The sequence below is a fragment of the Burkholderia sp. Bp9016 genome, from assembly GCF_003857765.1.
Lineage (GTDB): Bacteria > Pseudomonadota > Gammaproteobacteria > Burkholderiales > Burkholderiaceae > Burkholderia.
Map to the genome: position 1 here is coordinate 109,467 of NZ_QTPY01000020.1, position 22,416 is coordinate 131,882.

The 22,416-nt window shown below is 66.7% G+C and carries 20 protein-coding genes, 3 pseudogenes and 1 riboswitch; of the genes and pseudogenes, 10 read left to right on the forward strand and 13 right to left on the reverse strand.

Annotated features, from left to right (window positions below; all coding sequences use genetic code 11):
* Positions 1-309: 309 nt before the first annotated feature.
* From DIE13_RS23630 to DIE13_RS23640, 3 genes are all read left to right on the forward strand, one after another.
* Positions 310-1,890: an amino acid permease gene (locus DIE13_RS23630; RefSeq protein WP_124829533.1), complete on the forward strand. Its 1,581-nt coding sequence runs from the start codon at positions 310-312 to the stop codon at positions 1,888-1,890.
* Between the two features lie 115 nt (positions 1,891-2,005).
* Positions 2,006-3,274, forward strand: a complete 1,269-nt coding sequence (locus DIE13_RS23635; RefSeq protein ID WP_124829534.1) for an FAD-binding oxidoreductase — start codon at positions 2,006-2,008, stop codon at positions 3,272-3,274.
* A gap of 127 nt (positions 3,275-3,401) precedes the next feature.
* Complete coding sequence (locus DIE13_RS23640) at positions 3,402-4,076, forward strand: TetR family transcriptional regulator (protein WP_124829535.1); 675 nt, start codon at positions 3,402-3,404, stop codon at positions 4,074-4,076.
* A 166-nt stretch (positions 4,077-4,242) separates the two neighbouring features.
* On the opposite strand, the pseudogene DIE13_RS23645 reads toward DIE13_RS23640, so the two are convergent.
* From DIE13_RS23645 to DIE13_RS23655, 3 genes and pseudogenes are all read right to left on the reverse strand, one after another.
* Positions 4,243-4,599, reverse strand: a pseudogene (locus tag DIE13_RS23645) (phospholipase); the annotation flags it as partial.
* A 115-nt stretch (positions 4,600-4,714) separates the two neighbouring features.
* Positions 4,715-4,972 (reverse strand): annotated as a pseudogene (locus DIE13_RS23650) (zinc ribbon domain-containing protein); the annotation flags it as partial.
* A complete protein-coding gene (locus DIE13_RS23655; protein WP_124829536.1) occupies positions 4,973-5,731 on the reverse strand; it encodes a DeoR/GlpR family DNA-binding transcription regulator in 759 nt (252 codons plus the stop codon).
* Positions 5,732-5,932: 201 nt separating this feature from the next.
* Here DIE13_RS23655 and DIE13_RS23660 point away from each other — a divergent pair, with 201 nt between their 5' ends.
* From DIE13_RS23660 to nadE, 3 genes are all read left to right on the forward strand, one after another.
* On the forward strand, positions 5,933-6,118 hold the full coding sequence (locus tag DIE13_RS23660; protein WP_006752380.1) for a hypothetical protein: 186 nt from the start codon (positions 5,933-5,935) through the stop codon (positions 6,116-6,118).
* A 302-nt stretch (positions 6,119-6,420) separates the two neighbouring features.
* The gene (locus tag DIE13_RS23665; protein ID WP_124829537.1) at positions 6,421-7,290 is read left to right on the forward strand and encodes a DMT family transporter; all 870 of its coding nucleotides are present in this window, start codon (positions 6,421-6,423) and stop codon (positions 7,288-7,290) included.
* A gap of 213 nt (positions 7,291-7,503) precedes the next feature.
* Positions 7,504-8,370: an ammonia-dependent NAD(+) synthetase gene (gene nadE / locus DIE13_RS23670; RefSeq protein ID WP_124829538.1), complete on the forward strand. Its 867-nt coding sequence runs from the start codon at positions 7,504-7,506 to the stop codon at positions 8,368-8,370.
* A 75-nt stretch (positions 8,371-8,445) separates the two neighbouring features.
* Here nadE and DIE13_RS23675 read toward each other — a convergent pair whose 3' ends face one another.
* The 3 genes from DIE13_RS23675 to DIE13_RS23685 all read right to left on the reverse strand — a co-directional run bounded on the left by DIE13_RS23675 (position 8,446) and on the right by DIE13_RS23685 (position 12,679).
* A complete protein-coding gene (locus DIE13_RS23675; RefSeq protein ID WP_124829539.1) occupies positions 8,446-10,122 on the reverse strand; it encodes a S10 family peptidase in 1,677 nt (558 codons plus the stop codon).
* A 73-nt stretch (positions 10,123-10,195) separates the two neighbouring features.
* Positions 10,196-11,785, reverse strand: coding sequence for a protease pro-enzyme activation domain-containing protein (locus DIE13_RS23680; RefSeq protein ID WP_124829540.1), 1,590 nt, complete (start codon positions 11,783-11,785; stop codon positions 10,196-10,198).
* Positions 11,786-12,055: 270 nt separating this feature from the next.
* Positions 12,056-12,679 carry a LysE family translocator gene (locus DIE13_RS23685; RefSeq protein ID WP_096507764.1) on the reverse strand — a complete coding sequence of 208 codons (624 nt, stop codon included), beginning with the start codon at positions 12,677-12,679 and terminating at the stop codon, positions 12,056-12,058.
* A 134-nt stretch (positions 12,680-12,813) separates the two neighbouring features.
* Between DIE13_RS23685 and DIE13_RS23690 the strand changes: the two genes are divergently transcribed.
* On the forward strand, positions 12,814-13,278 hold the full coding sequence (locus tag DIE13_RS23690; RefSeq protein WP_124829541.1) for an Lrp/AsnC family transcriptional regulator: 465 nt from the start codon (positions 12,814-12,816) through the stop codon (positions 13,276-13,278).
* Positions 13,279-13,347: 69 nt separating this feature from the next.
* Here DIE13_RS23690 and DIE13_RS23695 read toward each other — a convergent pair whose 3' ends face one another.
* Positions 13,348-14,259, reverse strand: coding sequence for a LysR family transcriptional regulator (locus DIE13_RS23695; protein ID WP_124829542.1), 912 nt, complete (start codon positions 14,257-14,259; stop codon positions 13,348-13,350).
* Positions 14,260-14,398: 139 nt separating this feature from the next.
* On the opposite strand from DIE13_RS23695, the gene speB reads away from it, so the two are divergent.
* Positions 14,399-15,355 (forward strand): agmatinase, encoded by a 957-nt coding sequence (speB, locus tag DIE13_RS23700; protein ID WP_124829543.1) that lies wholly within the window; start codon positions 14,399-14,401, stop codon positions 15,353-15,355.
* A gap of 57 nt (positions 15,356-15,412) precedes the next feature.
* Positions 15,413-16,738, forward strand: a complete 1,326-nt coding sequence (locus DIE13_RS23705) for an MFS transporter (RefSeq protein ID WP_124829544.1) — start codon at positions 15,413-15,415, stop codon at positions 16,736-16,738.
* Positions 16,739-16,830: 92 nt separating this feature from the next.
* Here the strand turns inward: DIE13_RS23705 and DIE13_RS23710 are convergent, their stop codons facing one another.
* The 4 genes and pseudogenes from DIE13_RS23710 to metE all read right to left on the reverse strand — a co-directional run bounded on the left by DIE13_RS23710 (position 16,831) and on the right by metE (position 20,215).
* Positions 16,831-17,205, reverse strand: a complete 375-nt coding sequence (locus DIE13_RS23710; RefSeq protein ID WP_233410116.1) for a TonB-dependent receptor domain-containing protein — start codon at positions 17,203-17,205, stop codon at positions 16,831-16,833.
* Positions 17,139-17,459, reverse strand: a complete 321-nt coding sequence (locus DIE13_RS33505; protein ID WP_233410043.1) for a TonB-dependent receptor — start codon at positions 17,457-17,459, stop codon at positions 17,139-17,141. Before DIE13_RS33505 ends, DIE13_RS23710 begins: the two co-directional genes overlap by 67 nt.
* 63 nt (positions 17,460-17,522) lie before the next feature.
* Positions 17,523-17,777 (reverse strand): annotated as a pseudogene (gene glyA, locus DIE13_RS23715) (serine hydroxymethyltransferase); the annotation flags it as partial.
* A 143-nt stretch (positions 17,778-17,920) separates the two neighbouring features.
* Positions 17,921-20,215 carry a 5-methyltetrahydropteroyltriglutamate--homocysteine S-methyltransferase gene (metE, locus tag DIE13_RS23720; RefSeq protein WP_124829545.1) on the reverse strand — a complete coding sequence of 765 codons (2,295 nt, stop codon included), beginning with the start codon at positions 20,213-20,215 and terminating at the stop codon, positions 17,921-17,923.
* Positions 20,216-20,343: 128 nt separating this feature from the next.
* Between metE and DIE13_RS23725 the strand changes: the two genes are divergently transcribed.
* Positions 20,344-21,252, forward strand: a complete 909-nt coding sequence (locus DIE13_RS23725; protein WP_124829546.1) for a LysR family transcriptional regulator — start codon at positions 20,344-20,346, stop codon at positions 21,250-21,252.
* A 22-nt stretch (positions 21,253-21,274) separates the two neighbouring features.
* Here the strand turns inward: DIE13_RS23725 and DIE13_RS23730 are convergent, their stop codons facing one another.
* A complete protein-coding gene (locus DIE13_RS23730; protein ID WP_124829547.1) occupies positions 21,275-21,997 on the reverse strand; it encodes a CbtA family protein in 723 nt (240 codons plus the stop codon).
* Between the two features lie 13 nt (positions 21,998-22,010).
* Positions 22,011-22,220 (reverse strand): CbtB domain-containing protein, encoded by a 210-nt coding sequence (locus DIE13_RS23735; protein WP_124829548.1) that lies wholly within the window; start codon positions 22,218-22,220, stop codon positions 22,011-22,013.
* 33 nt (positions 22,221-22,253) lie between these two features.
* Positions 22,254-22,396, reverse strand: a riboswitch (cobalamin riboswitch).
* Positions 22,397-22,416 lie beyond the last annotated feature (20 nt).

Consider the following 22,416-nt stretch of genomic DNA (forward strand, 5'->3'; position numbering starts at 1 on the left):
CCCGAGACCGGGCCATCCGGACGCATCTCGGCGCGCCGCAACTTGATGACAAAGCTGCATCACCCTGTGCGGAAATATCGTTTGCAGCCCATCCGGCGGACACACACAATCGGGACGACGTCGAGGTGCGCCGCACTCGGCGCATCGACGGCCGCCGACGGCGGCCGGCCGACAGACGAAAACGACGCGCGTCGCGGCCGGTTGCACCGGATCATTCCCGCGACGCACCGCCGCCGCCCGGCGGCGGCCGGCGACGCGTCGCGCTTCGCAGCCAAAAAACAATCCCGGAGACAGCGCCCAGCACCCGCCATGCATTCAGATGCCCGCCCCGATTCGCCCCGTCCGTCCGGCTCGCCGCCCGCGAAGCCGTCCCTCCACCGCAGCCTGCAGGCGCGCCATCTGCGCATGATCGCGATCGGCGGCTCGATCGGCACCGGCCTGTTCGTCGCGTCCGGCGCGTCGATCTCGCAGGCCGGCCCCGGCGGCGCGATGCTCGCGTACATGATGATCGGCCTGATGGTCTATTTCCTGATGACGAGCCTCGGCGAAATGGCCGCGTTCATGCCGGTGTCGGGCTCGTTCGCGACCTACGGCTCGAAGTTCGTCGACGAAGGCTTCGGCTTCGCGCTCGGCTGGAACTACTGGTACAGCTGGGCCGTGACGCTCGCGGTGGAACTCGTCGCCGCGCAGCTCGTGATGCACTACTGGTTCCCGAACGTGCCGGGCGTCTGGTGGAGCGCGATCTTCCTCGCGCTGATCTTCGCGCTCAACGCACTGTCGGTGCGCGGCTTCGGCGAGGCCGAATACTGGTTCGCGCTGATCAAGGTGCTGACGGTGCTCACGTTCGTCGGCGTCGGCCTGCTGATGATCTTCGGGATCATGCAGGGCGGCCCGAGCGCCGGCTGGGGCAACTTCACGATCGGCGACGCACCGTTCGCCGGCGGCTGGGCGACGATGCTCGGCGTCGCGATGATCGCGGGCTTCTCGTTCCAGGGCACCGAAATGATCGGCGTCGCGGCCGGCGAATCGGAGAATCCGCGCACGACGATCCCGCGTGCGGTCAGCCAGATCTTCTGGCGCATCCTGCTGTTCTACGTGCTCGCGATCTTCGTGATCGGCGTGCTGATTCCGTACACCGACCCGAGCCTGCTGAAGAGCGACGTGACCGACATCGGCGTGAGTCCGTTCACGCTGGTGTTCCGCCACGCGGGCCTCGCATTCGCGGCCGGCGTGATGAACGCGGTGATCCTGACCGCCGTGCTGTCGGCCGGCAACTCGGGCATGTACGCGTCGACGCGGATGCTCTACAACCTCGCCGTCGAAGGCCGCGCGCCGAAGCTGTTCGCAAAACTGTCGCCGGGCGGCGTGCCGCGCAATGCGCTGTACGCGACGACGGCGATCGGCGGGCTGTGCTTCCTCACGTCGCTGTATGGCGACAAGACGGTGTACCTGTGGCTGCTGAACACGTCGGGCATGGCCGGCTTCATCACGTGGCTCGGCATCGCGGTCAGTCATTACCGGTTCCGCAAGGGTTTCCTGAAGCAGGGCTACCGGCTCGACCAGTTGCCGTACCGGTCGAAGTGGTTCCCGTTCGGCCCGCTGTTCGCGTTCGCGCTGTGCGCGATCGTCGCGCTCGGCCAGGACTACCAGGCGTTCCTCGCCGACAGGATCGACTGGACCGGTATCGCCGCGACCTACATCGGCCTGCCGTTCTTCCTCGTGATCTGGCTCGGCTACGCGCTGGTGCGCAAATGCCGCCTCGTCCGCTACGAGGACATGGAGATCGCGCCGTGGATCGAGCGCAACGCGACGCCAGACGCCACGGAGAAGGCCGACGCCGGTTATCCGGCCTATGTCGCCCGTCCGGCCAACCCGACGCCGGGCGCATAACGCCCGGTAACGCGCCGGCCGGCGCACTGAAAACCCCATTCGACGCGGCGCGCGCGTTCAGGCAAGATCGACGCGCGCCGTCCGTTTTCCCGCCGTTACGAGTCACCGAAACCGCATGCAGAATTTCTACGAAGCCACCGTTACCCGCCAGCCCTACCCGCAATTGACCGGCACGATCGACACGCAGGTCTGCATCGTCGGCGGCGGCCTCGCCGGCCTGTGCACGGCGCTCGGTCTCGTCGAGCGCGGCGTGACGGACGTCGTCGTGCTCGACAGCGAGCGGGTCGGCTTCGGCGCATCGGGCCGCAACGGCGGCTTCGTGTTCGGCGGCTACAGCCTCGACAACGCGGATCTGCTGCGCACGCTCGGCCGCGACGAAGGGCGTCGCCTGTACCGGCTCACCGTCGACGCGGTCGACCTGATCCGCACGCGCATCGCGCGCTACGGGATCGATTGCGACATCGTCGACGAGGGCGTGATGCTCGCGAACTGGTTCGACGATCCGTCGCGGCTCGACGGCGTACGCACGCTGATGAAGCAGGAATTCAACGTCGACTGGGAACCGGTCGCAACCGACGCGCTGCGCGCGCGGCTCAAGACGCAGCGCTACCACGGCGGGCTGTTCGAGCCGAACGCGTTCCACTTCCATCCGCTCAAGTACGTGCTAGGCGTCGCGGCGGCCGCATCGCGCGGCGGTGCACGCGTGTACGAACGCTCGGCCGCGCTCGGCATCGCGCGCGAAGGCGCCGGCTACGTCGTACGCACGGCGCAGGGCACGGTGCGCGCAAAGGACGTCGTGTTCGCCGGCGGCGGCTATGCGCGCGGCGTGTCGCCGCGCATCGAACGCGCGGTGCTGCCGATCGCGACCTACGTGATCGCGACCGAACCGCTCGGCACGCGGTTGCCGCACGCGATCGACGCGCCATACGCGATCTACGACACGCGCTTCGCATTCGACTACTACCGCCCGCTGAAGGACACGCGGATCCTGTGGGGCGGCCGGATCTCGGTGCTCGACCGCGGCCCCGACGCGATCGCACGCCTGCTGCGTCGCGACCTGCTGCGCGTATATCCGCAGCTCGACGGCGTGAAGGTCGACTACGCGTGGGGCGGGCTGATGAGCTACGCTCGGCACAAGATGCCGCAGATCGGCCGCGACGCGGACGGCGTGTGGCACGCGATCGCGTTCGGCGGCCACGGGATGGCGCCGACCACCGTCGCCGGCGAAGCGCTCGCCGCCGCGCTGGCCGGCGAGCAGCCCGTGCCGGAAGGCTTCGCCGCGTTCGGGCTCACGCGCACGTTCGGGCTCGCGGGCCTCGCCGCCGCGCAACTCACATACACTGCGTACCAGGCCCGCGACGCGCTCGCATCGTGCCGTCGCTGAACGGCGGCGGCGGTCGAAACGGCATGGCCGAGCGGGCCGGCGGTTAGAGCGGCAGGTCGGCCGGACGGGGATTTTCCGCATGCTAGAATGATTTCTTCATGCCGCCGCGAACCCACAACAAAGTCACATGAAAGCTGGAAGCAAGGCCGCCACGTCCGAAAGCCGCGCGCTTGCGTCCGACGCGCGGCGCAAATACGATCCCGAGCAAACCAGGCGCAACATCCTCGACGTCGCCACGCAAGAATTTTCCGCGATGGGCCTCTCCGGTGCGCGCGTCGACGCGATCGCCGAGCGCACGAACACGACGAAGCGGATGCTCTATTACTACTTCGAAAGCAAGGAAGGCCTGTACGAGGCCGTGCTGGAGAAGGTGTACGGCGACATCCGCGCGCTCGAGCAGGAACTGCACGTCGGCGACATGGAGCCGCGCGAAGGCATGCGCCGGCTCGTCGAATTCACGTTCGACTATCACGACAAGCATCGCGACTTCGTCCGCCTCGTGTCGATCGAGAACATCCACGGCGCGAAGTATCTCGAACAGCTGAAGTCGTTCAAGAACCGCAACGTCAGCATCATCAAGACGCTCGAGGAACTGCTCGAGCGCGGCGCGGCGAGCGGCGCGTTCCGCAAGGACATCGACGCGTTCGACCTGCACCTGCTGATCAGCTCGTTCTGCTTCCACCGCGTGTCGAACCGCTACACGTTCGGCGCCGCGTTCGGCCGCGATCCGTCGGCGCCGCGGTTGCGTGCACGGCATCGCGAGACGATCGCCGACTCCGTGCTGCGCTACGTCGCCGCGTAGGCACGCCGCGCGATTCCGCCCGAAGGCCGCCCGGCGAGCGATGCACTCGCCGGACGGCCCCTCTCTCGAACGACACCACCACGCGTGCAACCGGCATGAGCCGGGAGCATGTCGCGCTTCCAGCCGCTTCCGGCCGCTGCAGGCCACTCCGGGTCGAGCGCACGGGTCAGTCCGTCGGTGCCGTCGCCGCCAGCGCGATCCGCGCCTTCTCTTCCACGCTTCCCGCCAAGTAGTACTTCTTCGCCCAGCTCGAATCCGGCGCCAGCGCGAGCTGCCGCTGCGTGCCTGCGCCGCGCCGCTTCGTCTCGATCGACAGCGCCCGCGCCCGCGCACGATAGTGCTCGTAGCGCGGCAGGAATTCCGCGAGATAGATCGCCGCGATGCGTGCGTCGCGAAACTCGAGCAGGTTCTCGTCGTTGTACTGCTCGGAGTTGCGGCTCATGTTCGCCGAGCCCGTACAGACGATCGGGGTCGCGCCTTCCGCGTCGAGTACCTGCAAGTGCTCCGGCGTGGCGACGACCGGAAGGACGTCATGGCGAAACGGCGCATCGCGATCCTGCGGATCGATGCGCGCATCCCGCCACTTGACGTCCTCGTCTGCGCTAAAGGCGGAGGATTCCCACACCTGGCGATGCACGTCAGCATCGGAGAATGTTCACGGCAGCGTTGGTATCTCGATCATGCTCGACACCACATTCACTACAGGCCCACTCTCTTGTTCGCAGTCCCGCGATACCTTTCGGCCGCGTCGTGCTGTCTTTCGACCCGCACGCCGAACAGGACTGGGTAGAACCGCTTTCGTCGACTTCCTCGAGCGTGGCCCCGTGCGCGATCGCCTTGTAGCGGAGCTTGTTTCGGAAGGACGACCAGGATGCGTCGTAGAGGCTTTTCGCCAGTCAGTCGCACACGAGCAGCTCGATGCCGCGGGCGGTCAGCGCGCGGCGCACGGCCTTGTCCGGCATGCGCTCGGTGACCAGATAGCGCGCGGCCGACGCGCCGTTGATCCGCACCGGCGTCACGCGGCCGAACTTCGAATGGTCGGCGACGATGATCGCCGTGCCGGCCGCCGCGATCATCCGGCTGCGCACTTCGGCGGCGAGCCGCGAATAGTCGGTGCAATCGCCGTCGGCCGTGATGCCGCCCGCGCCGACGAATGCGAAGTCGACATGGTATTGCGCGAGCTGCTGGATCGTATCGAGTCCGAACGTGGCGTCTTCGTCGTCGGACAGTTCGCCGCCGAGCAGCGTCACGCGATTGCCGTTGCGCCGCGCGAGCACGAACGCGGTGCGCCAGTCGTTCGTGTAGATCGACAGCCGGTGGCGGTCGGCGAGCGCGAGCGCGACCGCATGCGGCGTGCTGCCCGAGTCGATCAGCACCGATGCGTCGTCGGGCACGAATTCGGCCGCGCGCCGCCCGATCGTGCGCTTCGCTTCGGCGTTCGCCGCTTCGCGCTCGGACAGGCTCGGCTCGCGGCGGTCCGCCGCCAGCGCGCCGCCGTGCGTCATCACGAGCAGGCCGCGCGCCGCGAGCGCGTTCAGGTCGCGCCGTACCGTCTCGCGCGACACGTCGAGCGAACGCACGAGTTCGGCGACCGACAGCGCGCCCGACCGTCCAAGCTCCGACAGGATGTATTGATGACGTTGTTCCGCCAGCATCGCAATGCGCCTGGGGCGACTGGTAATGAGTAAGCCGACCATTGTATTACGCCCGTTTGACTGTCATTTGACGGCGGCGCGACAACGACCGGGTTCCGCGAAAGTGAAATTCTGTATTGCCTGAGGTGCGCGAATCGGTGCGGCAAGCGATTGCTACACTCTGCGTTTCGCCGAACGACAGACCATTAAGGAACTCGCGCCATGTATCGCAAAGGCAGTGTGCTCGAAATCCAGTTTTCGCCCGAACGACTCAACGACGGCGCCGGCGATCCGTACTGGATCGACCTGACGCTCGACGAGGCACGTCGGCTGTACGAACAGCTCGCGGCGCGCTTCGCGACCGATGCCCGCGCGAACCAGCCGCTCGACACGTTCTCGCTCGACTGATCTCCCCTCCGTTTCGCGCGTGCGTGCGCGCGCTTCCGTTGCGGCCGGTTCACCCGGCCCGGCTCTGGTCCCGGCCGTTCGATAACGAACGGCCCGCGTACCGCCACGCCGCGCGCCGACGCGACACATCTGCGTCCGCCGCGCGCGGCACATACCCCCTCCACGATCGCCTTCGCCACCGTTCCGCACGGCACGGCGTGCAAGCAAGTGAGCGAGTGCAGAATTCGACAAGACGGCAAGCCGGCTTCGCCCGATACTGACCGGCTTCACGATTCGTCCGGCCGCGTCGCGGCCCGCCCCGCATGCTTACCTCGCTCGTCGCCGCGGCCTTCGTCGCGCTGTGGTCCACCGGCTTCATCGTCGCCCGGGCCATCAAGCCCTATGCCGACCCGAACCTGTTCCTGCTCGCGCGCTTCGCGGGCACGGCCGTGCTGTTCGGCGCGGTGGCGTTCGTCGCGCGCGCGCCGTGGCCGGCTCGCCGCGAATGGCCGCGTCACCTGATCGCGGGCGCGCTGCTGCAGGGCATTTATCTCGGCGCCAGCTACTGGGCCGTCGCGCAAGGGTTGAACGCCGGCGTGATGGCGCTGCTCGGCGCGCTGCAGCCACTCGCCACCGCCGTGCTCGCGGTGCCGCTGTTCAACGAGCGCCTGCCCGCGCGCGGCTGGCTCGGGATGGCGCTCGGGCTCGCCGGCGTCGCGCTCGTGCTCGCGCCGAAAGTCGCGGGCGGCGTCGCGCCGCCGCCGGGCGCAGCGCCGGCGTGGTTCGTCGTGACCGTGTCGGTGCTGTCGGTCGGCTCGATCACCGCGGGGTCGCTGTACCAGAAAGGCAAGCTCGCACAGAACGACCTGCGCACGGCCGTCGCCGTGCAGAACCTCGGCGCGGCGATCGTCGCGGCGATTTTCGTCGCGCTGCTGCACGAAACGCGCTGGATCGGCGCGCCCGCGCTGTGGATGTCGCTCGTATGGGGCATCGTGTTTCTGTCCGGCGGCGCGGTCACGATGCTGATGTGGATGCTGCGCCGCGGCAACGCGGCACGCGCGACGTCGTTGCTGTTTCTCGCGCCGCCGCTCGCCGCGCTGCAGGGTTACCTGCTGTTCGGCGAAACGCTCGCGACCATTCAGCTCGCCGGCTTCGCGCTCGCACTGGTGGGCGTCGTGCTCGCACGGCGCTGACGCGGGCAGGAGCGCCAGCCGCATCGGCCGCGCATGCATCGGAACGACGCATCCGGACGCCCGCTCCGGTGCGCCTCGGCGCGGGCTGCACCATCACGATGCAGCGCGTCTCGCCGATGCAACGCGCGGCGGCCCGATCGCACGCCCGGCGCGGCGCCGGGCCACGATTGCGCTTATGATGGGCGCCTCGCATTTCGTTCCGGAACCACCCCCATGACATCCGCCGATTACGCCAGCCGCCAACGCGCGATCATTGCCGAACTGAACGTCGCCCCGCACTTCGACGTCGATGCCGAAATCGCCCGGCGCGTCGATTTCCTCACGCAGTACCTCCGTTCGACGGGCCTGCGGACCTACGTGCTCGGCATCAGCGGCGGCGTCGATTCGTCGACGGCCGGGCGGCTCGCGCAGTTGTCGGTCGAACGGCTGCGCGCCGACGGCTACGACGCGCGCTTCATCGCGATGCGTCTGCCGAACGGCGTGCAGAACGACGAAGCCGATGCGCAGCGCGCGCTCGATTTCGTGCGCGCGGACGAGACACTGACGGTCGACGTGAAGCCCGCCGCGGACGCAATGCTCGCGTCGCTGGCCGCGTCCGGCCACGCATTCGAAACACCCGCACAGCAGGACTTCGTGCACGGCAACATCAAGGCGCGCGAGCGCATGATCGCGCAATACGCGGTCGCCGGTGCGCGGCGCGGCATCGTGATCGGCACCGACCACGCGGCCGAATCGCTGATGGGTTTCTTCACGAAATTCGGCGATGGCGGCGCAGACATTCTGCCGCTCGCCGGCCTGAACAAGCGCCGCGTACGTGCGCTCGCCCGTGCGCTCGGCGGCGAGGAATCGATCGTGATGAAGGTGCCGACAGCCGACCTCGAGGAACTGCGCCCGCTGCACCCCGACGAGCACGCATACGGCGTGACTTACGACGAGATCGACGATTTCCTCGAAGGCAAGCCCGTCAGCGACCACGTCTACGAAACGGTGCTGCGTTTCCACGAAGGCTCGCGCCACAAGCGCGCGCTGCCGTACACGCTGTTCGACTGGCCGGCCGCGCAACCCGGCCACTGCGGCTGATCGACGGCACCGATCACACGCGCCGCGCGAACAGCACCGTAGCGGTTGCGCGCGGCACGTGCCCGACGGGCAGCGCTACGCGGGCCCGCCCGTCTTCTTCGCCTGCAGTGCGCGGATCCGCATCCGCGCGCCCGTGTCGCTGACCGTCGCGTCGTACATCGTCGCGAGATCGCGCTTGAGCGCGGTCCGCGAACCGCCGTCGAGATACACCATGTGCCCCGACGGATAGAAGCGCGCGGACAGGTTCTGCCGCACCTTCTGATCCTCGAGCGGCATCTGCTGCAGGTCGATCACGGTCTGGTAGAACGGCGTGACGAAATCGTAGAAGCCGTTCGCCGACAGCACCTTCAGGTCGATGTTCAGCGCCATCACCGCGGCAAGATCGCCCGCCGTGTAGAGAATCACGTTCCCCTTCGCATCGATGCCCTGCTGCGCGCCGGTCGGGTCGATGTGGCTGAAATCCCAGTTCTGGAATGCCTGGTCGTTCAGGTCCGTGAACGCGGAGTTCGACGTGAACTTCAGTTGCTCGTTCAGGTAGCTGTTCCACATCGCCGTGTAGACGCCCGTCACCGCCGTCATCGTCGGGTCGTTGCCGCCCGAGTTCGGATCGATCTTGCCGGCGATGCCCGACGAAATTCCGGTCACGCGGCCGTCGTACGAGCCGAGCGCCAGCCCCTGGGCATGCAGCAGCGTCGTCAGGAACAGCGAATTGCCGCGCGCATCGTAGCCGGCGATGTCGAGCCCCCACGTCTGCAGCGTCGCCGTGTCGATGCCGGTGTACTCCGACAGTTTTTGCACGACGGCCGGGTCGGCATGCGGCACGTTGCGCAACGCGTTCAGGTAGTCGGTGCGCGCGAACTGCGCGACTTCCTCCACGAACGCGCCGAGATCCGTCGGCGCCGGCTTGACGCCGAGTTTCTGGTGATACCACGCGTCGGCCGCCGCGGTCGGCAGCGCGCCGACCGGATTGCCGGCCTGCCGGTAGTCGAGGATCGACGACTGCAGCGTAACGCCGTTCAGGTCGACGCCGTCCTCGTGCAGCTTGTAGGCGAGCACGCAGCTGCGCGCCGTGCCGTACGACTCGCCAAACAGGTATTTCGGCGAATTCCAGCGGTTGTTCTTGGTCAGGTAGCGCTTGATGAACTGCTTCAGCGAATCCGCATCCTGGTCGACGCCCCAGAAATTGCGGTTCTTGTTCGGCGCGACGGCCGCCGAATAGCCGGTGCCAACCGGGTTGATGAAGACCAAGTCGCTGTGGTCGATCATGCTGTCGGGGTTGTCTTCCATCTGATACGGCGCGGGCGGCGTGAACCCCGGCATCGACGTCTTGATACGTTTCGGCGCGAACGAGCCGAGCAGCACGAACACGGACGACGAACCGGGGCCGCCGTTGTAGAAGAACGTCACAGGCCGGGTTTCTTCCTTCGCGCCGTCGGCCGTGAACGCGACGTAGAAGAGCTTCGCGGCCGGTTGCGAACTGCTCGGGTCGACGGTCACGAGATGGCCGGCCGTCGCCGTATAGGCAATACGCTTCCCGCCGATCAGGATCGTGTGGTGCGTGATCGCGGCCGCTTCGGTCGTGTCGGTCACCGAGTCGTCGGGGCCGTTGCCGTATGCAACGGGATCGAAGAACGGCTGGTCGCGGCCTTGGCTCAGCGCGACCGGACTGACGGCCGCCGGCACGCCATGCGAATTGAGGTCGCCGTGATGCAGCGGATACACGCCGCCGGAAGATGCGGAATCGATGCCCATCGTGCTGCTCCTGGAGGTGAAAAAAGACGCGGGCAGGACACCCGCGTCACAAGGAAACGCATGTGCCGGCGCGTCAGCTCGACGGCTTGCGCGCGAGGACCGCGGCGAGCTTCGCGCCGTCCGGGCTGCCGAGGCCCGTGCACGCATCCCAGCCGGCCGCGGCCGCATATGTGCCGTTCGAGCCTTTCGTGATGTCGCGCAGCGCGCCCGGATTCTTGTACAGCACCGGATTGACCCAGCCGACCGAGGCGCCGGCCGCCGCGTTGATCCGCGCGATCAGCGCGGCCCACAGCGGCGCGACCGCGCTCGTGCCGCCCATCACCGCGGGCGTGCCGGCAACCGACACCTCGTAGCCCGTTTGCGGCGATGCATCGCCGGCGACGTCCGGCACGCCGCGCTTGGCCAGCGGCGTGCTGCTGCCGTCGGCGCGCGTCACGGTCAGCCCCTGCTGCCACGTCGGCAGGTCGAACATCGTGCTGACGCCGCCGCCGCCCGCACCGCCGCCGGCCGCGTCGTCGTTCCACGTGACCTCGCTGCGGATGCCCTGCCCCGGCAACGCATCGAGCTGCGTGCCGCCGCAGCCGAGCACGTACGGGCTCGAAGCGGGAAAGTCGACGTGATCGGCGCCGTCCTGCAGCCCGTCGCCCGAGCCGCTGTCGCCCGACGCCGCGCACACCGTGATCCCCTGCGCGGCGGCCGCCTGCAGCACGCGGTCGAACGCCTGCGCCGACTGCGCCTGCCAGATCGCTTCCGGCCCGCCCCAGCTGATCGAGATCACCGAAGGCTGGTTGGCCTTGTCGTTGACGGCCGCGTTCACGGCCTGGATGAAGCCCGCGTCGCTGTTCGACGCGAAGTAGATCGCAATCTTCGCGGCCGGCGCGATCGCCCCGGCGATCTCGATGTCGAGCGCGACTTCGCCGTCCGGGCCGTTCGGATCGCCGCTCGGCGCATTGCGGCCGGTACCGACGTTCACGTCGACGAGCGTCGGCGGCGTGTTGATCCCGAGCCCGCGGAAGTATTGCTGGATATCGGCCGCGCGATAGCCGCCGCCGAGTTCGACGATCGCGATGCACTGCCCCGCGCCGTCACCGGCCGGGAAACCGTACAGCGAAGCGAGCTGAACCGGCGTGAACGTGACGCCCGCGGCACCGCGTGCGGGCTTGAACGGCGGACGCAGCCGGAAGTGGGGCCGCGCCTGCGGACGGCTGTCGAGACCGAGCACGGCCGTGACCGCATCGCCGATATCGTCGGGCAACACGATCGGGCCCGAGCGGCCGCGATACTGACCGATCGAGCGATGCTCGAAACGCTCGAGCTTCACGCTGAATGCGGCTTCGAATTGCTGGATCGTGCCGGACAGCACGACGACGCTTTCGACCGGATCGACACGATCGACCGTGAGTTGATGACGGCGTGCGAAGTCCTCGGTCTTGCGAATGTCGTCGGGACTCGCGGAGAAACGCTGCGCGAATGCGTCGCGCGACACCGGTTTTGCACGGGCGTCACCGGTAGCCAGCTGGTGAACCAATGCATCGAGTTGCCCTTCTTCCTGCCGCCGCAACATGATCGTGACGTGGATGCGTTCCGCCGGATCGCACTGGCCGAGACACTTGGACTCGGCGACGATCCGGGGTTCACGGTCGGCTTGAAGATGCCTTGCCATGTTCAGACCCTCCTTGGTACCGCGTTGCACGGAACAACCAGGAAATCGGACAGGGCCGGCGGAAGACGGTTCCGTTCGGTCAGTCGGTTCGCCGCAGCGCGAAGTCAAAGGAAGTTTAGAACAGTCAGACGATTTGCGCGCGTGCGCCGCCGTGCCGAAGAAGCGCGAGCAGGCCGGCATTGCGCGCGGCCTTCGTTCGGCGATGCACCGCGCCGTGCGCGTCTGTCGGGCGGCACGGCAGCGATGCCGGGATGCAATTCGAGCGGCCGGTCAGTCCATCGAAAGGCGCAGCGCGAAGCCGATCAGCGCGGCCGAGAACGTCCAGCGCTGTACGGTTTGGGCGAGCGGGTGCGCACGCATCCACGCCGCGATGCGCGACGCGCCGAACACGCACGCGAGGTCGAAACATACGCCGGCCGCGACGAGCAGCGCGCCGAGTTCGAACATCTGCCACACCACGGGCCCGGCTTCGGGCCGCACGAACTGCGGCAGCAATACCGAGCAGAACAGCAGCGCCTTCGGATTCAGCAGGTTCGTCAGCAGCCCCTTGAAGAACGATTGCCGCAGCTCGCCCGCGGCAGCAGCCTCGCCGTCGCCGAGCGCGAACACCGGGGAGCGGAACACCTGGATCGCGACGTACGCGAGATAGAGCGCGCCGCCGTAACGGATCACTTCGTACAGCCACGGCGCACTGCGGATCAGCGCCGCGACGCCGCAGGCGGACAGCGTCACATGCGCTGTGCGCGACAGCGACAGGCCGGCCGCCGCCGCCATGCCCGGACGCACGCCGCGACCGATGCTGGTCTGCAGCACGAGCGCCATGTCGGGCCCGGGCACCGCGTAAATGGCCGCCAGCGCGGCGAGATAAATCAACAGCAAATGCGTGGAAATCATGGTCTGCCCCCGTCCTCCAATGACGATATGTTGCCGCTGAAGGACGAGGGATTATTGGCCATTTTTGACGCCGGATTGGCGATTGATAGCGGAATCCGCCACAATCACGATATCTGAACAAGGATTCCGCCAAGATGAATGAGCTCGACAAAACCGATCGCGCGATCCTCGCCGCGGTGCAGCGCGACGGCCGCCTGCCGATCGCGCGTCTGGCCGACTCCGTCGGCCTGTCCGAGACGCCGTGTGCGCGTCGCCTGAAGCGTCTCGAAAGCGACGGCTACATCGAGCGCTACCGCGCGCAGCTGTCGCGCCAGGCGCTCGGCTTCGGCGTCGTCGCGTTCGTGCTCGTGCGTTTCGCGACGCACGACCGCAAGGTCGCCGACCGGTTCGAACGGGAAGTGCTCGGCATCGAGCGGATCCTCGCGTGCCACAACGTCGCGGGCACCGCCGACTATCTGCTGCAGGTAGTCGCGCGCGATCTCGATGACTACGGCACGTTCCTGCGCGATTCGCTGCGGATGCTGCCGGGCGTGACGTCGATCGAATCGGCGCTGTCGTTGCGGGAAGTGAAGCACGACGCGGGGTTGCCGGTGCCGTGACGCAGGCAGCAGGCCACGCCGGCGCGGCACGGATTCACGTTGCCGGCCGCGCCGGCATCATGCAGCGCGTCACGCCACGTCGGGAGACTGATGCGCGCGCTCGAGATCCTCGAGAAACGCCTCGACGAGCGGGTCGCCGCGCCCGTTGCGCGCGACGACCATGTGGAACGTGACGTCGTAGCGCAGTTGCTCCGGGTTGAGCGGTGCGAGCAGCCCCTGCGCGACGTACGGCGCCGCGAAATGCTGCGGCAGGTAGCCGAGATGATGGCCCGACAGGATCAGCAGCGCGACGGCTTCCATGTTGTCGGCGGTCGCGGTCACGCGATCGGGCGTCGTCGACATCTGCGCCTCCGGCAGCGGATACGAGCGCCAGGCCCACTCGAAGCCGGCGACGTCGGCCGGCGTCAGCGCACCCGCACCGTCGAACAGCGGATGCCCGCGGCCGCAGTATGCGACCTGACGCTCGATGAACAGCGGCGTGTAGTGCAGCGACGGCACGCGATGCCAGAAGTAGCCCACCGCGATCTGGATCTCGTCGCTCAGCAGCTTTTCCTCGAGATCGCCCGGCGCACGCACTGAGATAGAGAAGCGCACCGCCTCGTCGCGCGTGCGGAATGCGGCGATCGCCTCGGCGATCCGCGCGTTCTGGCTGACCGGCGTGTGCCCGATCAGGCCGATGTTCAGCGTGCCGACCAGTTGGCGGTCCATGTGCCGCGCCGCCATCCCGAATTCGTCGAGCGCCGCGAGCAGCTTGCGACTCATCGCGTGGAACCGCTCGCCCTTCGGCGTGAGCCGGAAACCGCTGCGGCCTCGCTCGCATAGCCGGTAGCCGAGCCGCGTCTCGAGCGAAGACAGCTGCGCGCTGATCGTCGACTGGCCGACGTTCAGCATCGCCTGCGCGGCCGATACGCCACCCGCGTCCGTGACCGCGAGAAACACGCGGATCAATCGCAGATCGAGGGTCGACAGATTCCCCAGCACGCTATTCCCCTTTCATACATCGATGGAAATCGATGTTTACGTCGATATCTTCGCATTCTTCTTTCCGGCCGGACGCGTAAAACTATGCGCCAGGCCGCGTCGAATGATACGGCAACCCCACATCGGACGAGACACCCCCATGAACGAACACCCCCATTTCCAGCCGCTCGGCGGCAATGAAATGCCGCGCAGCGGCGGCATCGCGACGATGATGCGTCTGCCGCACGTGGCGAGCGCCGCAGGGCTCGACGCATGTTTCGTCGGCGTGCCGTTCGACCTCGGCACGTCCAACCGCACCGGCGCGCGCTTCGGCCCGCGCCAGATCCGCACCGAATCCGTGCTGCTGCGCCCGTACAACATGGCCACCCGCGCCGCGCCGTTCGATTCGCTGCAGATCGCCGACATCGGCGACGTCGCGATCAATCCGTATAACCTGCACGACTCCATCGCGCGCATCGAAGCCGCGTACGACGCGATCCTCGAACACGACTGCAAGCCGGTCACGCTCGGCGGCGACCATACGATCGCGCTGCCGATCCTGCGCGCGATCCATCGCAAGCACGGCAAGGTTGCATTGATCCACGTCGATGCACACGCCGACGTGAACGATACGATGATGGGCGAAAAGATCGCGCACGGCACGCCGTTCCGCCGCGCGGTCGAGGAAGGGCTGCTGCACGGCGACAAGGTCACGCAGATCGGCCTGCGCGGCACCGGCTACGCCGCCGAGGATTTCGACTGGTGCCGCGAGCAGGGCTTCCGCGTGGTCCAGGCCGAGGAATGCTGGAACAAGTCGCTCGCGCCGCTGATGGAAGAAGTGCGCGCGCGCGTCGGCGACACGCCGGTCTACATCAGCTTCGACATCGACGGCATCGACCCGGCCTATGCGCCGGGCACCGGCACGCCGGAAATCGCGGGCCTCACGGTGCCGCAGGCGCTCGAGATCATCCGCGGCGCGAAGGGGCTGAACATCGTCGGCTGCGATCTCGTCGAAGTCGCGCCGCCGTACGACCCGTTCGGCACCACGGCGCTGCTCGGCGCAAACCTCGCATACGAGCTGCTGTGCGTGCTGCCCGGCGTCGCGTATCGCGACTGATCCCGGCACGCACACGACCCATTCCAAATCAAAGGATTCCAGAGGAGCACATCAACGATGGGGACTGCCATCAAGCAACCGAAGCGGGCGGCGCTCGCTTCGTTCGTCGGCACCACGATCGAGTGGTACGACTTCTATAGCTATGCGACCGCCGCAGCCATCGTGTTCGGGCCGCTGTTCTTTCCCGGCGAAAGCCGCTTCGTCAGCCTGCTCGCGTCGTTCGGCTCGTTCGCGGTCGGCTTCTTCGCGCGGCCGCTCGGCGGCGTGATGTTCGGCTATCTCGGCGACCGCTTCGGCCGCAAGCGCTCGCTGCTCGCGACGCTGATGCTGATGGCGATCTCGACCGTCGCGATCGGCGCATTGCCCACCTATGCACAGGCCGGCATGCTCGCACCGATCCTGCTCGTGCTGATGCGCGTGCTGCAAGGCATCGCGGTCGGCGGTGAATGGGGCGGCGCGGTGCTGCTCGCCGGCGAGCATGCGCCCGAAGGCAAGCGCACGTTCTTCGCATCGTTCGCGCAGTTGGGCAGCGCGAGCGGCCTGATCCTGTCGATGCTCGCGTTCGGCGCAATCAGCACGCTGTCGAAGGACGACATGATGAGCTGGGGCTGGCGCGTGCCGTTCCTCGCGAGTGCCGTGCTGCTGGCCGTCGGGTTCGTGATCCGCGCGAGCGTGTCCGAGTCGCCCGAGTTCGAGGAAGTGAAGAAGAGCGGCAACACCGCGCAAAACCCGGTGCGCGAAGCGCTCACGTACTGGCCGCTGCTGTTGCTCGCGATCGGCGCGAACGTGTACGGCATCGCCGGCGTGTATTTCAGCAACATCTTCATGATCAGCTACGCGACGCAGTTCCTGTCGCTCGACCGGTCGATGGTGCTGCATTGCATGACCATCGTCGCCGTGCTGCAGTTCGTCGTGCAGCTCGCGGCCGCGTTCCTGGCGCAACGCTTCGGCACGACGCGCGTGCTGCTGATCACCGGCGCGTGGGCCGCGATCGTCCCGTTCGTGATGCTGCCGCTCGTGCATATGGGCACGCCGCTGTCGATCACGGTCGGCGTCGGTCTCGCGACGCTCGCGGAATCGGGCTACTACTCGGTGGTTGCCGGCTTCGTCAGCGGCATCTTCATCGCGCGCATCCGCTACACGGCGATCTCGATCGCGTACCAGGTATGCGGCGCCCTCGCCGGCGGCCTCACGCCGCTCGTGGCGACGCTGATCGCGCAGAACGCCGCGCCGCAATGGTGGCCGCTCGCGGTCCAGTACATGAGCGCCGCCGTGCTGTCGTCGGTGTGCGTCTGGCTGATCTCGCGCCGCGTCAGCATCGACGATGCCGGTGCTCCGGACAAGACGAACGCGCCACTGCCGCGCGGCACGCGCACGGCGTAGTCTCGAAGCACCGGGCCGGCTTCGTCACGCGCCCGCCCGGTCGTCTCCCGCGAACGGCGGCACATCGTGCCGCCCTTTTTTCATTGCCGCCGTCAGAAGTCCGAACGCAGCGTGAGCATCACGTTGCGCTTGTCGCCAAACACGCTGTAGAACCGGCTCGGCGGACGGATGTAGTAATCGCGGTTGAACATGTTGTTCAACTGCAGCGACGCTTCGAGATGCTTGTTGAAGCGATAGCCGATCTGCGCATTGAAGATCGCATATTCGCCCTGCTCGACGCCGCGCGTGATGCTCGTCTGCGCGAGCAGACCGCCGCCGATCGACACACCGCGCAACACGCCCCGCGAGAACGTGTACTTGGTCGACAGCTTGAACAGGTGTTTCGGGTCCGTACCGTCCGTCAGGTAGGCGTCGCTGCCGCTGTCGTAACCGGCATCCAGGTACGTAAGCCCGCATAGAGGTTCCAGTCCGGCGTCGGCTGGCCGGTCACATCGAGCTCGACGCCCTGGTCGCGCACGTGGCCTTCCGCGAGGAAGAAGTCCGGATGCCACGGATCGGCCACCGCGCGGTTGTTGTCGTTGATTCGAAACAGCGCGGCCGTCGCGTCGAGCCGGCCGTCGACCACACGACCGATCTCCTCGTACATTGCCCAGCAATCGTCGCTGTCTTCCTCGATCGCGCCCAACAGCCGTTCAACCGCATCGTTCGCCACGTTGCTCACCGTCGCCTCCTCAGCACGCTGTCACGAATACACGGGGAAACGGCGCGTCAGCTCGGCCGCTTGCGCGCGCACGCGGTCGATCGCCAGTTGCTCGACGACGTCGACGTATTCGCAGCCGCCGTAGTAGCGCTTGCCCGGATAACCTTCCGCGTACTTGTTCGTGAGCTGCGAACCCTGAGCGGCCATCACGGCCGGGCTCGTGTAGTTTTCCGACGCGATCAGCTCGACATGGGCTTCCTGGTGGCGGTTTTCCAGCAGAATGGCATCGAACAGTTCCGGATCGGTCGGGTCGAGCGGATAGCGATTGCGTTCGCACATGGCGGGAATGGCCCTCGAAAATCAAACATTCGAAACGACACGTCCCGGGGCCTGCCCGGGACGGTCCGAACCGGCGCAACGCCCGCCGCCGATCGACGATCGAGACAGCAGGCGTGCAGCGTCCGCGCGTTATTGCACCTGCGTCATTGCACCTGGTTGCGCAGCGTCTTCGCGGCCGCGACCATGTTGGTCAGTGCCGGAATCACTTCCGCCCACTGACGCGTCTTCAGCCCGCAATCCGGGTTCACCCACAGGCGCTCCGCCGGAATACGCTCGGCCGCCTTCTTCATCAGGCCGACGATGTGATCCTGTGTCGGGATGTTCGGCGAGTGGATGTCGTACACGCCCGGCCCGATTTCGTTCGGATACTTGAAATTGTCGAACGCGTCGAGCAGTTCCATATCCGAGCGCGACGTCTCGATCGTGATCACATCCGCATCCATGTCGGCGATCGACGCGATGATGTCGTTGAACTCCGAATAGCACATGTGCGTGTGGATCTGCGTGTCGTCCTGCACGCCATTCGCGGTGATGCGGAACGACTCGACCGCCCACTTCAGGTACTCGCCCCATTGCGCGCGGCGCAGCGGCAACCCTTCGCGCAGTGCGGCCTCGTCGATCTGGATCACGCGCACGCCGGCCTTCTCGAGATCGAGCACTTCCTCGCGGATCGCGAGCGCGAGCTGGTAGCACGACACCGAGCGCGGCTGGTCGTCGCGGACGAACGACCAGTTCAGGATCGTCACCGGGCCGGTCAGCATGCCCTTCATCGGCTTGCTCGTCAGCGACTGCGCGTACGTGATCCATTCGACCGTCATCGCCTTCGGGCGGCTGATGTCGCCGAACAGGATCGGCGGCTTCACGCAGCGCGAACCGTACGACTGCACCCAGCCGAACTGGCTGAATGCGTAGCCGTCGAGCTGTTCGCCGAAGTACTCGACCATGTCGTTGCGTTCCGCTTCGCCATGCACGAGCACATCGAGTTCGAGCGATTCCTGTTCGCGGACGCTGCGCACGATCTCGGCCTGCATCGCCTTGCGATAGCCGGCTTCATCCAGCGCGCCCGCCTTGAACTGGCTGCGCGCCTGGCGGATTTCGCCGGTCTGCGGGAACGAACCGATCGTCGTCGTCGGGAAAGCCGGCAGGTTCAGTCGTGCCGACTGCTTCGCCGCACGCTCCGTGTACGGGCTCACGCGGTTGCCGAGCTGCGCGTCGATGCGTGCGATCGCGGCCTTCACCGTCGGGTTGTTCACGCGCGGCGAGCGGCGGCGCGAGTCGATCGCGGCGGCATTCGCGGCAAGCGTGTCGGCCACCTTGTCGCGGCCTTCGTTCAGCGCGGTCGCAAGCACCTTCAGTTCGTCGAGCTTCTGCAGCGCGAACGCGAGCCACGAGCGGATTTCCGCGTCGAGCTTTTCTTCGCTCGCGAGATCGACCGGCACGTGCAGCAGCGAGCACGACGGCGCGAGCCACAGGCGCTCGCCCAGTTGCTTGGCGAGCGGCTCGAGCCAGTCGAGCGCTGCGCCCAGGTCCGTCTTCCAGATGTTGCGGCCGTTGATCGCGCCCACCGACAGCACGCGCTCGGCCGGCAGTTCACGCACCAGCGCGTCGATTTCGTCGCGGGCATTGATCGCGTCGATGTGCAAACCGTCGACCGGCAACGACGCCGCGAGCGTCAGGTTGTCCTGCAGCTGGCCGAAGTACGTCGCGAGCAACAGCTTGATGCGACGCGTTTCCAGCGCCGCGTAAGCAGTGCGGAATGCCTGGCGCCATTCGGCGTCGAGTTCGGTGACGAGGATCGGTTCGTCGATCTGCACCCATTCGACGCCCTGCGCGGTCAGCGTGTCGAGCAGCGCGCCGTACACCGGCAGCAGCTTCGGCAGCAGTGCAAGACGATCCGAATCGTCCTTCGACTTGCCGAGCCACAGGTACGTGACGGGCCCAAGGATCACCGGCTTCGCGGCGACGCCCAGCGCCTGCGCTTCGGCCAGTTGCTGGAGCAAGCGCGACGGATCGAGCGAGAAATTCGTGTCCGCGTGGAATTCCGGGACGATGTAGTGATAGTTCGTGTCGAACCACTTCGTCATTTCGCCGGCCGAAACGCCGCCGCAGCACGCCGCATGTTCTTCCGCCGATTGCGCCGAGCGGCCGCGCGCCACGCGGAAATAGTTGTCGAGCGCGTCGCCCTGGAAGCCCTGCACGCGTTTGGGCAGGTTGCCGAGCGTGAAGCTCATGTCGAGCACCTGGTCGTAGAACGCGAAGTCGCCGATCGGAGCCAGATCCAGATCGCGCTGGTCGTTCCAGTGACGGTGGCGCAGCTCGGCACCGAGCGACTTCAGCTCGTCGCGCGACGATTCGCCCTTCCAGTAGCGTTCGAGACCGAACTTGAGTTCGCGCTTTGCGCCGATGCGCGGAAAACCGAGGTTGTGTGTCGTAACCATGACGTTGCCGTACAGAGAAAAATTGAGGATCCGGCAGCCATGATAGGGATTTCAAACCATGAAATAAAATGGCATTATTTCATTCATCCATTAAATCCATTCATGTATCAGTTGAGTGAGCGATATCCATGCTGGAACGATTCCATCTCGTCGTGATCCGTGAGGTCGAGCGCCAGGGCTCGCTGACGGCCGCGGCCAATGCGCTGCATCTCACGCAATCGGCACTCAGCCATACCGTCAGGAAGGTCGAGCAGCAGCTCGGCACGCCGATCTGGGATCGGGAAGGACGCGGGCTGCGGCTCACGCAGGGCGGGCAATATCTGCTGAAGCTGGCGAACCGGCTGCTGCCGCAGTTCGAGCTCGCCGAGGAGCGGATGAAGCAATACGCGAAGGGCGAGCGCGGCACGCTGCGCATCGGGATGGAATGCCACCCGTGCTATCAGTGGCTGCTGAAGGTCGTGTCGCCGTACCTGACGCGCTGGCCGGACGTCGACGTCGACGTGAAGCAACGCTTCCAGTTCGGCGGCATCGGCGCGCTGTTCGGCTATGACATCGACGTGCTGGTGACGCCCGATCCGTTGAACAAGCCGGGGCTGCGCTTCGATCCCGTGTTCGATTACGAGCAGGTGCTGGTGGTCGCCGACGCACACCGGTTCGCCAATGCCGACTACGTGACGCCCGAGCAGCTCGGCGACGAAATCCTGATCACGTACCCGGTCGAAACGGACCGGCTCGACATCTACAACCAGTTCCTGACACCGGCCGGCATCGTGCCGCGGCGCCACAAGTCGATCGAGACGACCGACATCATGCTGCAGATGATAGCGAGCGGGCGCGGTGTGGCCGCGCTGCCGAGATGGCTTGCCGACGAATATGCGGACCGGATGCCGGTCGTGCCGGTCAAGCTGGGCAAGAAGGGAATCGCGAAGCAGATCTTCCTCGGCATCCGCGAAGCGGACGCGTCGATCGACTATCTGGCCGCGTTCGTCGCGCTCGCGCGCGAATCGACGTGGAGCGCGCCGCGCATGCTGCGCTAGGCGCGCCCTGTTGCAATGCGCGTCAGGCGGCGCGCATGCCGATGCGTTCGCCACGTTCGACCCACGCACCGAACAGCAGGCCGATCGTCGTCCACATGATCACCTGCATGCCGATCGCCGCCACGCGGAACTTCCAAAGCACGGCTGCCGGAAAATCGGCCGGTAACTCGCTGACCGACGGCAGCCCGTTCTGCACGGCCGCGATGATCGCGATGAACACGAGGCCCGCCACGATCGACGCGTTCCACTGGCCGAGCTTCGCCAGCAGATGACGACGCACGCTGACCGAGAACACCATCGTCGCGATCGAGATCGCGATCATCAGGAAGAACAGGCCCGTGCGATAGCCGATCGTGTCGGGGTCGCCGACCGATGGCGGATTGGCCGGGTACTTGATGTTGGGCACGATCACGAGCGCGACGAATGCCGCGAGCGCGAGCCACGCGGCGAGCGGACGTGCCGGGAGGCGGTTGCCTCGTCCGTATGCGAACGCGAAGACCAGCGAGAACAGCCCGCCGAACGCCGCGCCGTAGGTCACGACGCCCGTCAGCAGGCCGAGGCCTGCCTGCGTGTGACGGCTGACCAGTTCAGGCTCCGGCGCTTCGCCCTTGGCGGCATCGGACTTTTCCTCGAAGGAGATTGCCTGATCGACTTGCGGTTCGCCGACGATTTTCGCGAAACCGAACGTGAGGAGACCCGCGGCGATGCCTGCGAGCATCCCGCGCATGAGCAGCTTTCCGACCATCTTCTACTCCGCGTCAGTGGCAGGGAAAGCCAAGCAGGTGGCGACCGTCGTGCACGAACTCGTGCACGTACATGCCCGGCACGATCGACGTCGCGCCCTGTTCCGCGCCGACGAAATACAGCGCGAGCAGCAGGATCAGACCGACGAAGATGGCCCACGGCAACAGTTCGCGGACGGGGATGGGCGCCGGCACGACAGCCGGCTTCAGCATTGCTTCGCTCATGGATGCACCTCAGGGGAATCGCGCCCCGGCAAATGTTGGATGGAATACGAACGCAGGTCTGGCTTCCGGGATCGAATATCCCCGGTTACAGTGGCGCGACCGCACCGGAATTGCACCGGCTTCCACGTTTCGTATCGGGCGAATTGTACGCGCGAACGTTCGCGTATTGAAGGCCGGTGCATGATCGGCACTGCCG

Bases quoted from the DNA above. Each gene is read 5' to 3' on its own strand.
- DIE13_RS23630 (WP_124829533.1), top strand. From the start codon at position 310: ATGCATTCAGATGCCCGCCCCGATTCGCCCCGTCCGTCCGGCTCGCCG.
- DIE13_RS23635 (WP_124829534.1), top strand. From the start codon at position 2,006: ATGCAGAATTTCTACGAAGCCACCGTTACCCGCCAGCCCTACCCGCAA.
- DIE13_RS23640 (WP_124829535.1), top strand. From the start codon at position 3,402: ATGAAAGCTGGAAGCAAGGCCGCCACGTCCGAAAGCCGCGCGCTTGCG.
- DIE13_RS23655 (WP_124829536.1), bottom strand. From the start codon at position 5,731: ATGCTGGCGGAACAACGTCATCAATACATCCTGTCGGAGCTTGGACGG.
- DIE13_RS23660 (WP_006752380.1), top strand. From the start codon at position 5,933: ATGTATCGCAAAGGCAGTGTGCTCGAAATCCAGTTTTCGCCCGAACGA.
- DIE13_RS23665 (WP_124829537.1), top strand. From the start codon at position 6,421: ATGCTTACCTCGCTCGTCGCCGCGGCCTTCGTCGCGCTGTGGTCCACC.
- nadE (WP_124829538.1), top strand. From the start codon at position 7,504: ATGACATCCGCCGATTACGCCAGCCGCCAACGCGCGATCATTGCCGAA.
- DIE13_RS23675 (WP_124829539.1), bottom strand. From the start codon at position 10,122: ATGGGCATCGATTCCGCATCTTCCGGCGGCGTGTATCCGCTGCATCAC.
- DIE13_RS23680 (WP_124829540.1), bottom strand. From the start codon at position 11,785: ATGGCAAGGCATCTTCAAGCCGACCGTGAACCCCGGATCGTCGCCGAG.
- DIE13_RS23685 (WP_096507764.1), bottom strand. From the start codon at position 12,679: ATGATTTCCACGCATTTGCTGTTGATTTATCTCGCCGCGCTGGCGGCC.
- DIE13_RS23690 (WP_124829541.1), top strand. From the start codon at position 12,814: ATGAATGAGCTCGACAAAACCGATCGCGCGATCCTCGCCGCGGTGCAG.
- speB (WP_124829543.1), top strand. From the start codon at position 14,399: ATGAACGAACACCCCCATTTCCAGCCGCTCGGCGGCAATGAAATGCCG.
- DIE13_RS23705 (WP_124829544.1), top strand. From the start codon at position 15,413: ATGGGGACTGCCATCAAGCAACCGAAGCGGGCGGCGCTCGCTTCGTTC.
- metE (WP_124829545.1), bottom strand. From the start codon at position 20,215: ATGGTTACGACACACAACCTCGGTTTTCCGCGCATCGGCGCAAAGCGC.
- DIE13_RS23725 (WP_124829546.1), top strand. From the start codon at position 20,344: ATGCTGGAACGATTCCATCTCGTCGTGATCCGTGAGGTCGAGCGCCAG.
- DIE13_RS23730 (WP_124829547.1), bottom strand. From the start codon at position 21,997: ATGGTCGGAAAGCTGCTCATGCGCGGGATGCTCGCAGGCATCGCCGCG.
- DIE13_RS23735 (WP_124829548.1), bottom strand. From the start codon at position 22,220: ATGAGCGAAGCAATGCTGAAGCCGGCTGTCGTGCCGGCGCCCATCCCC.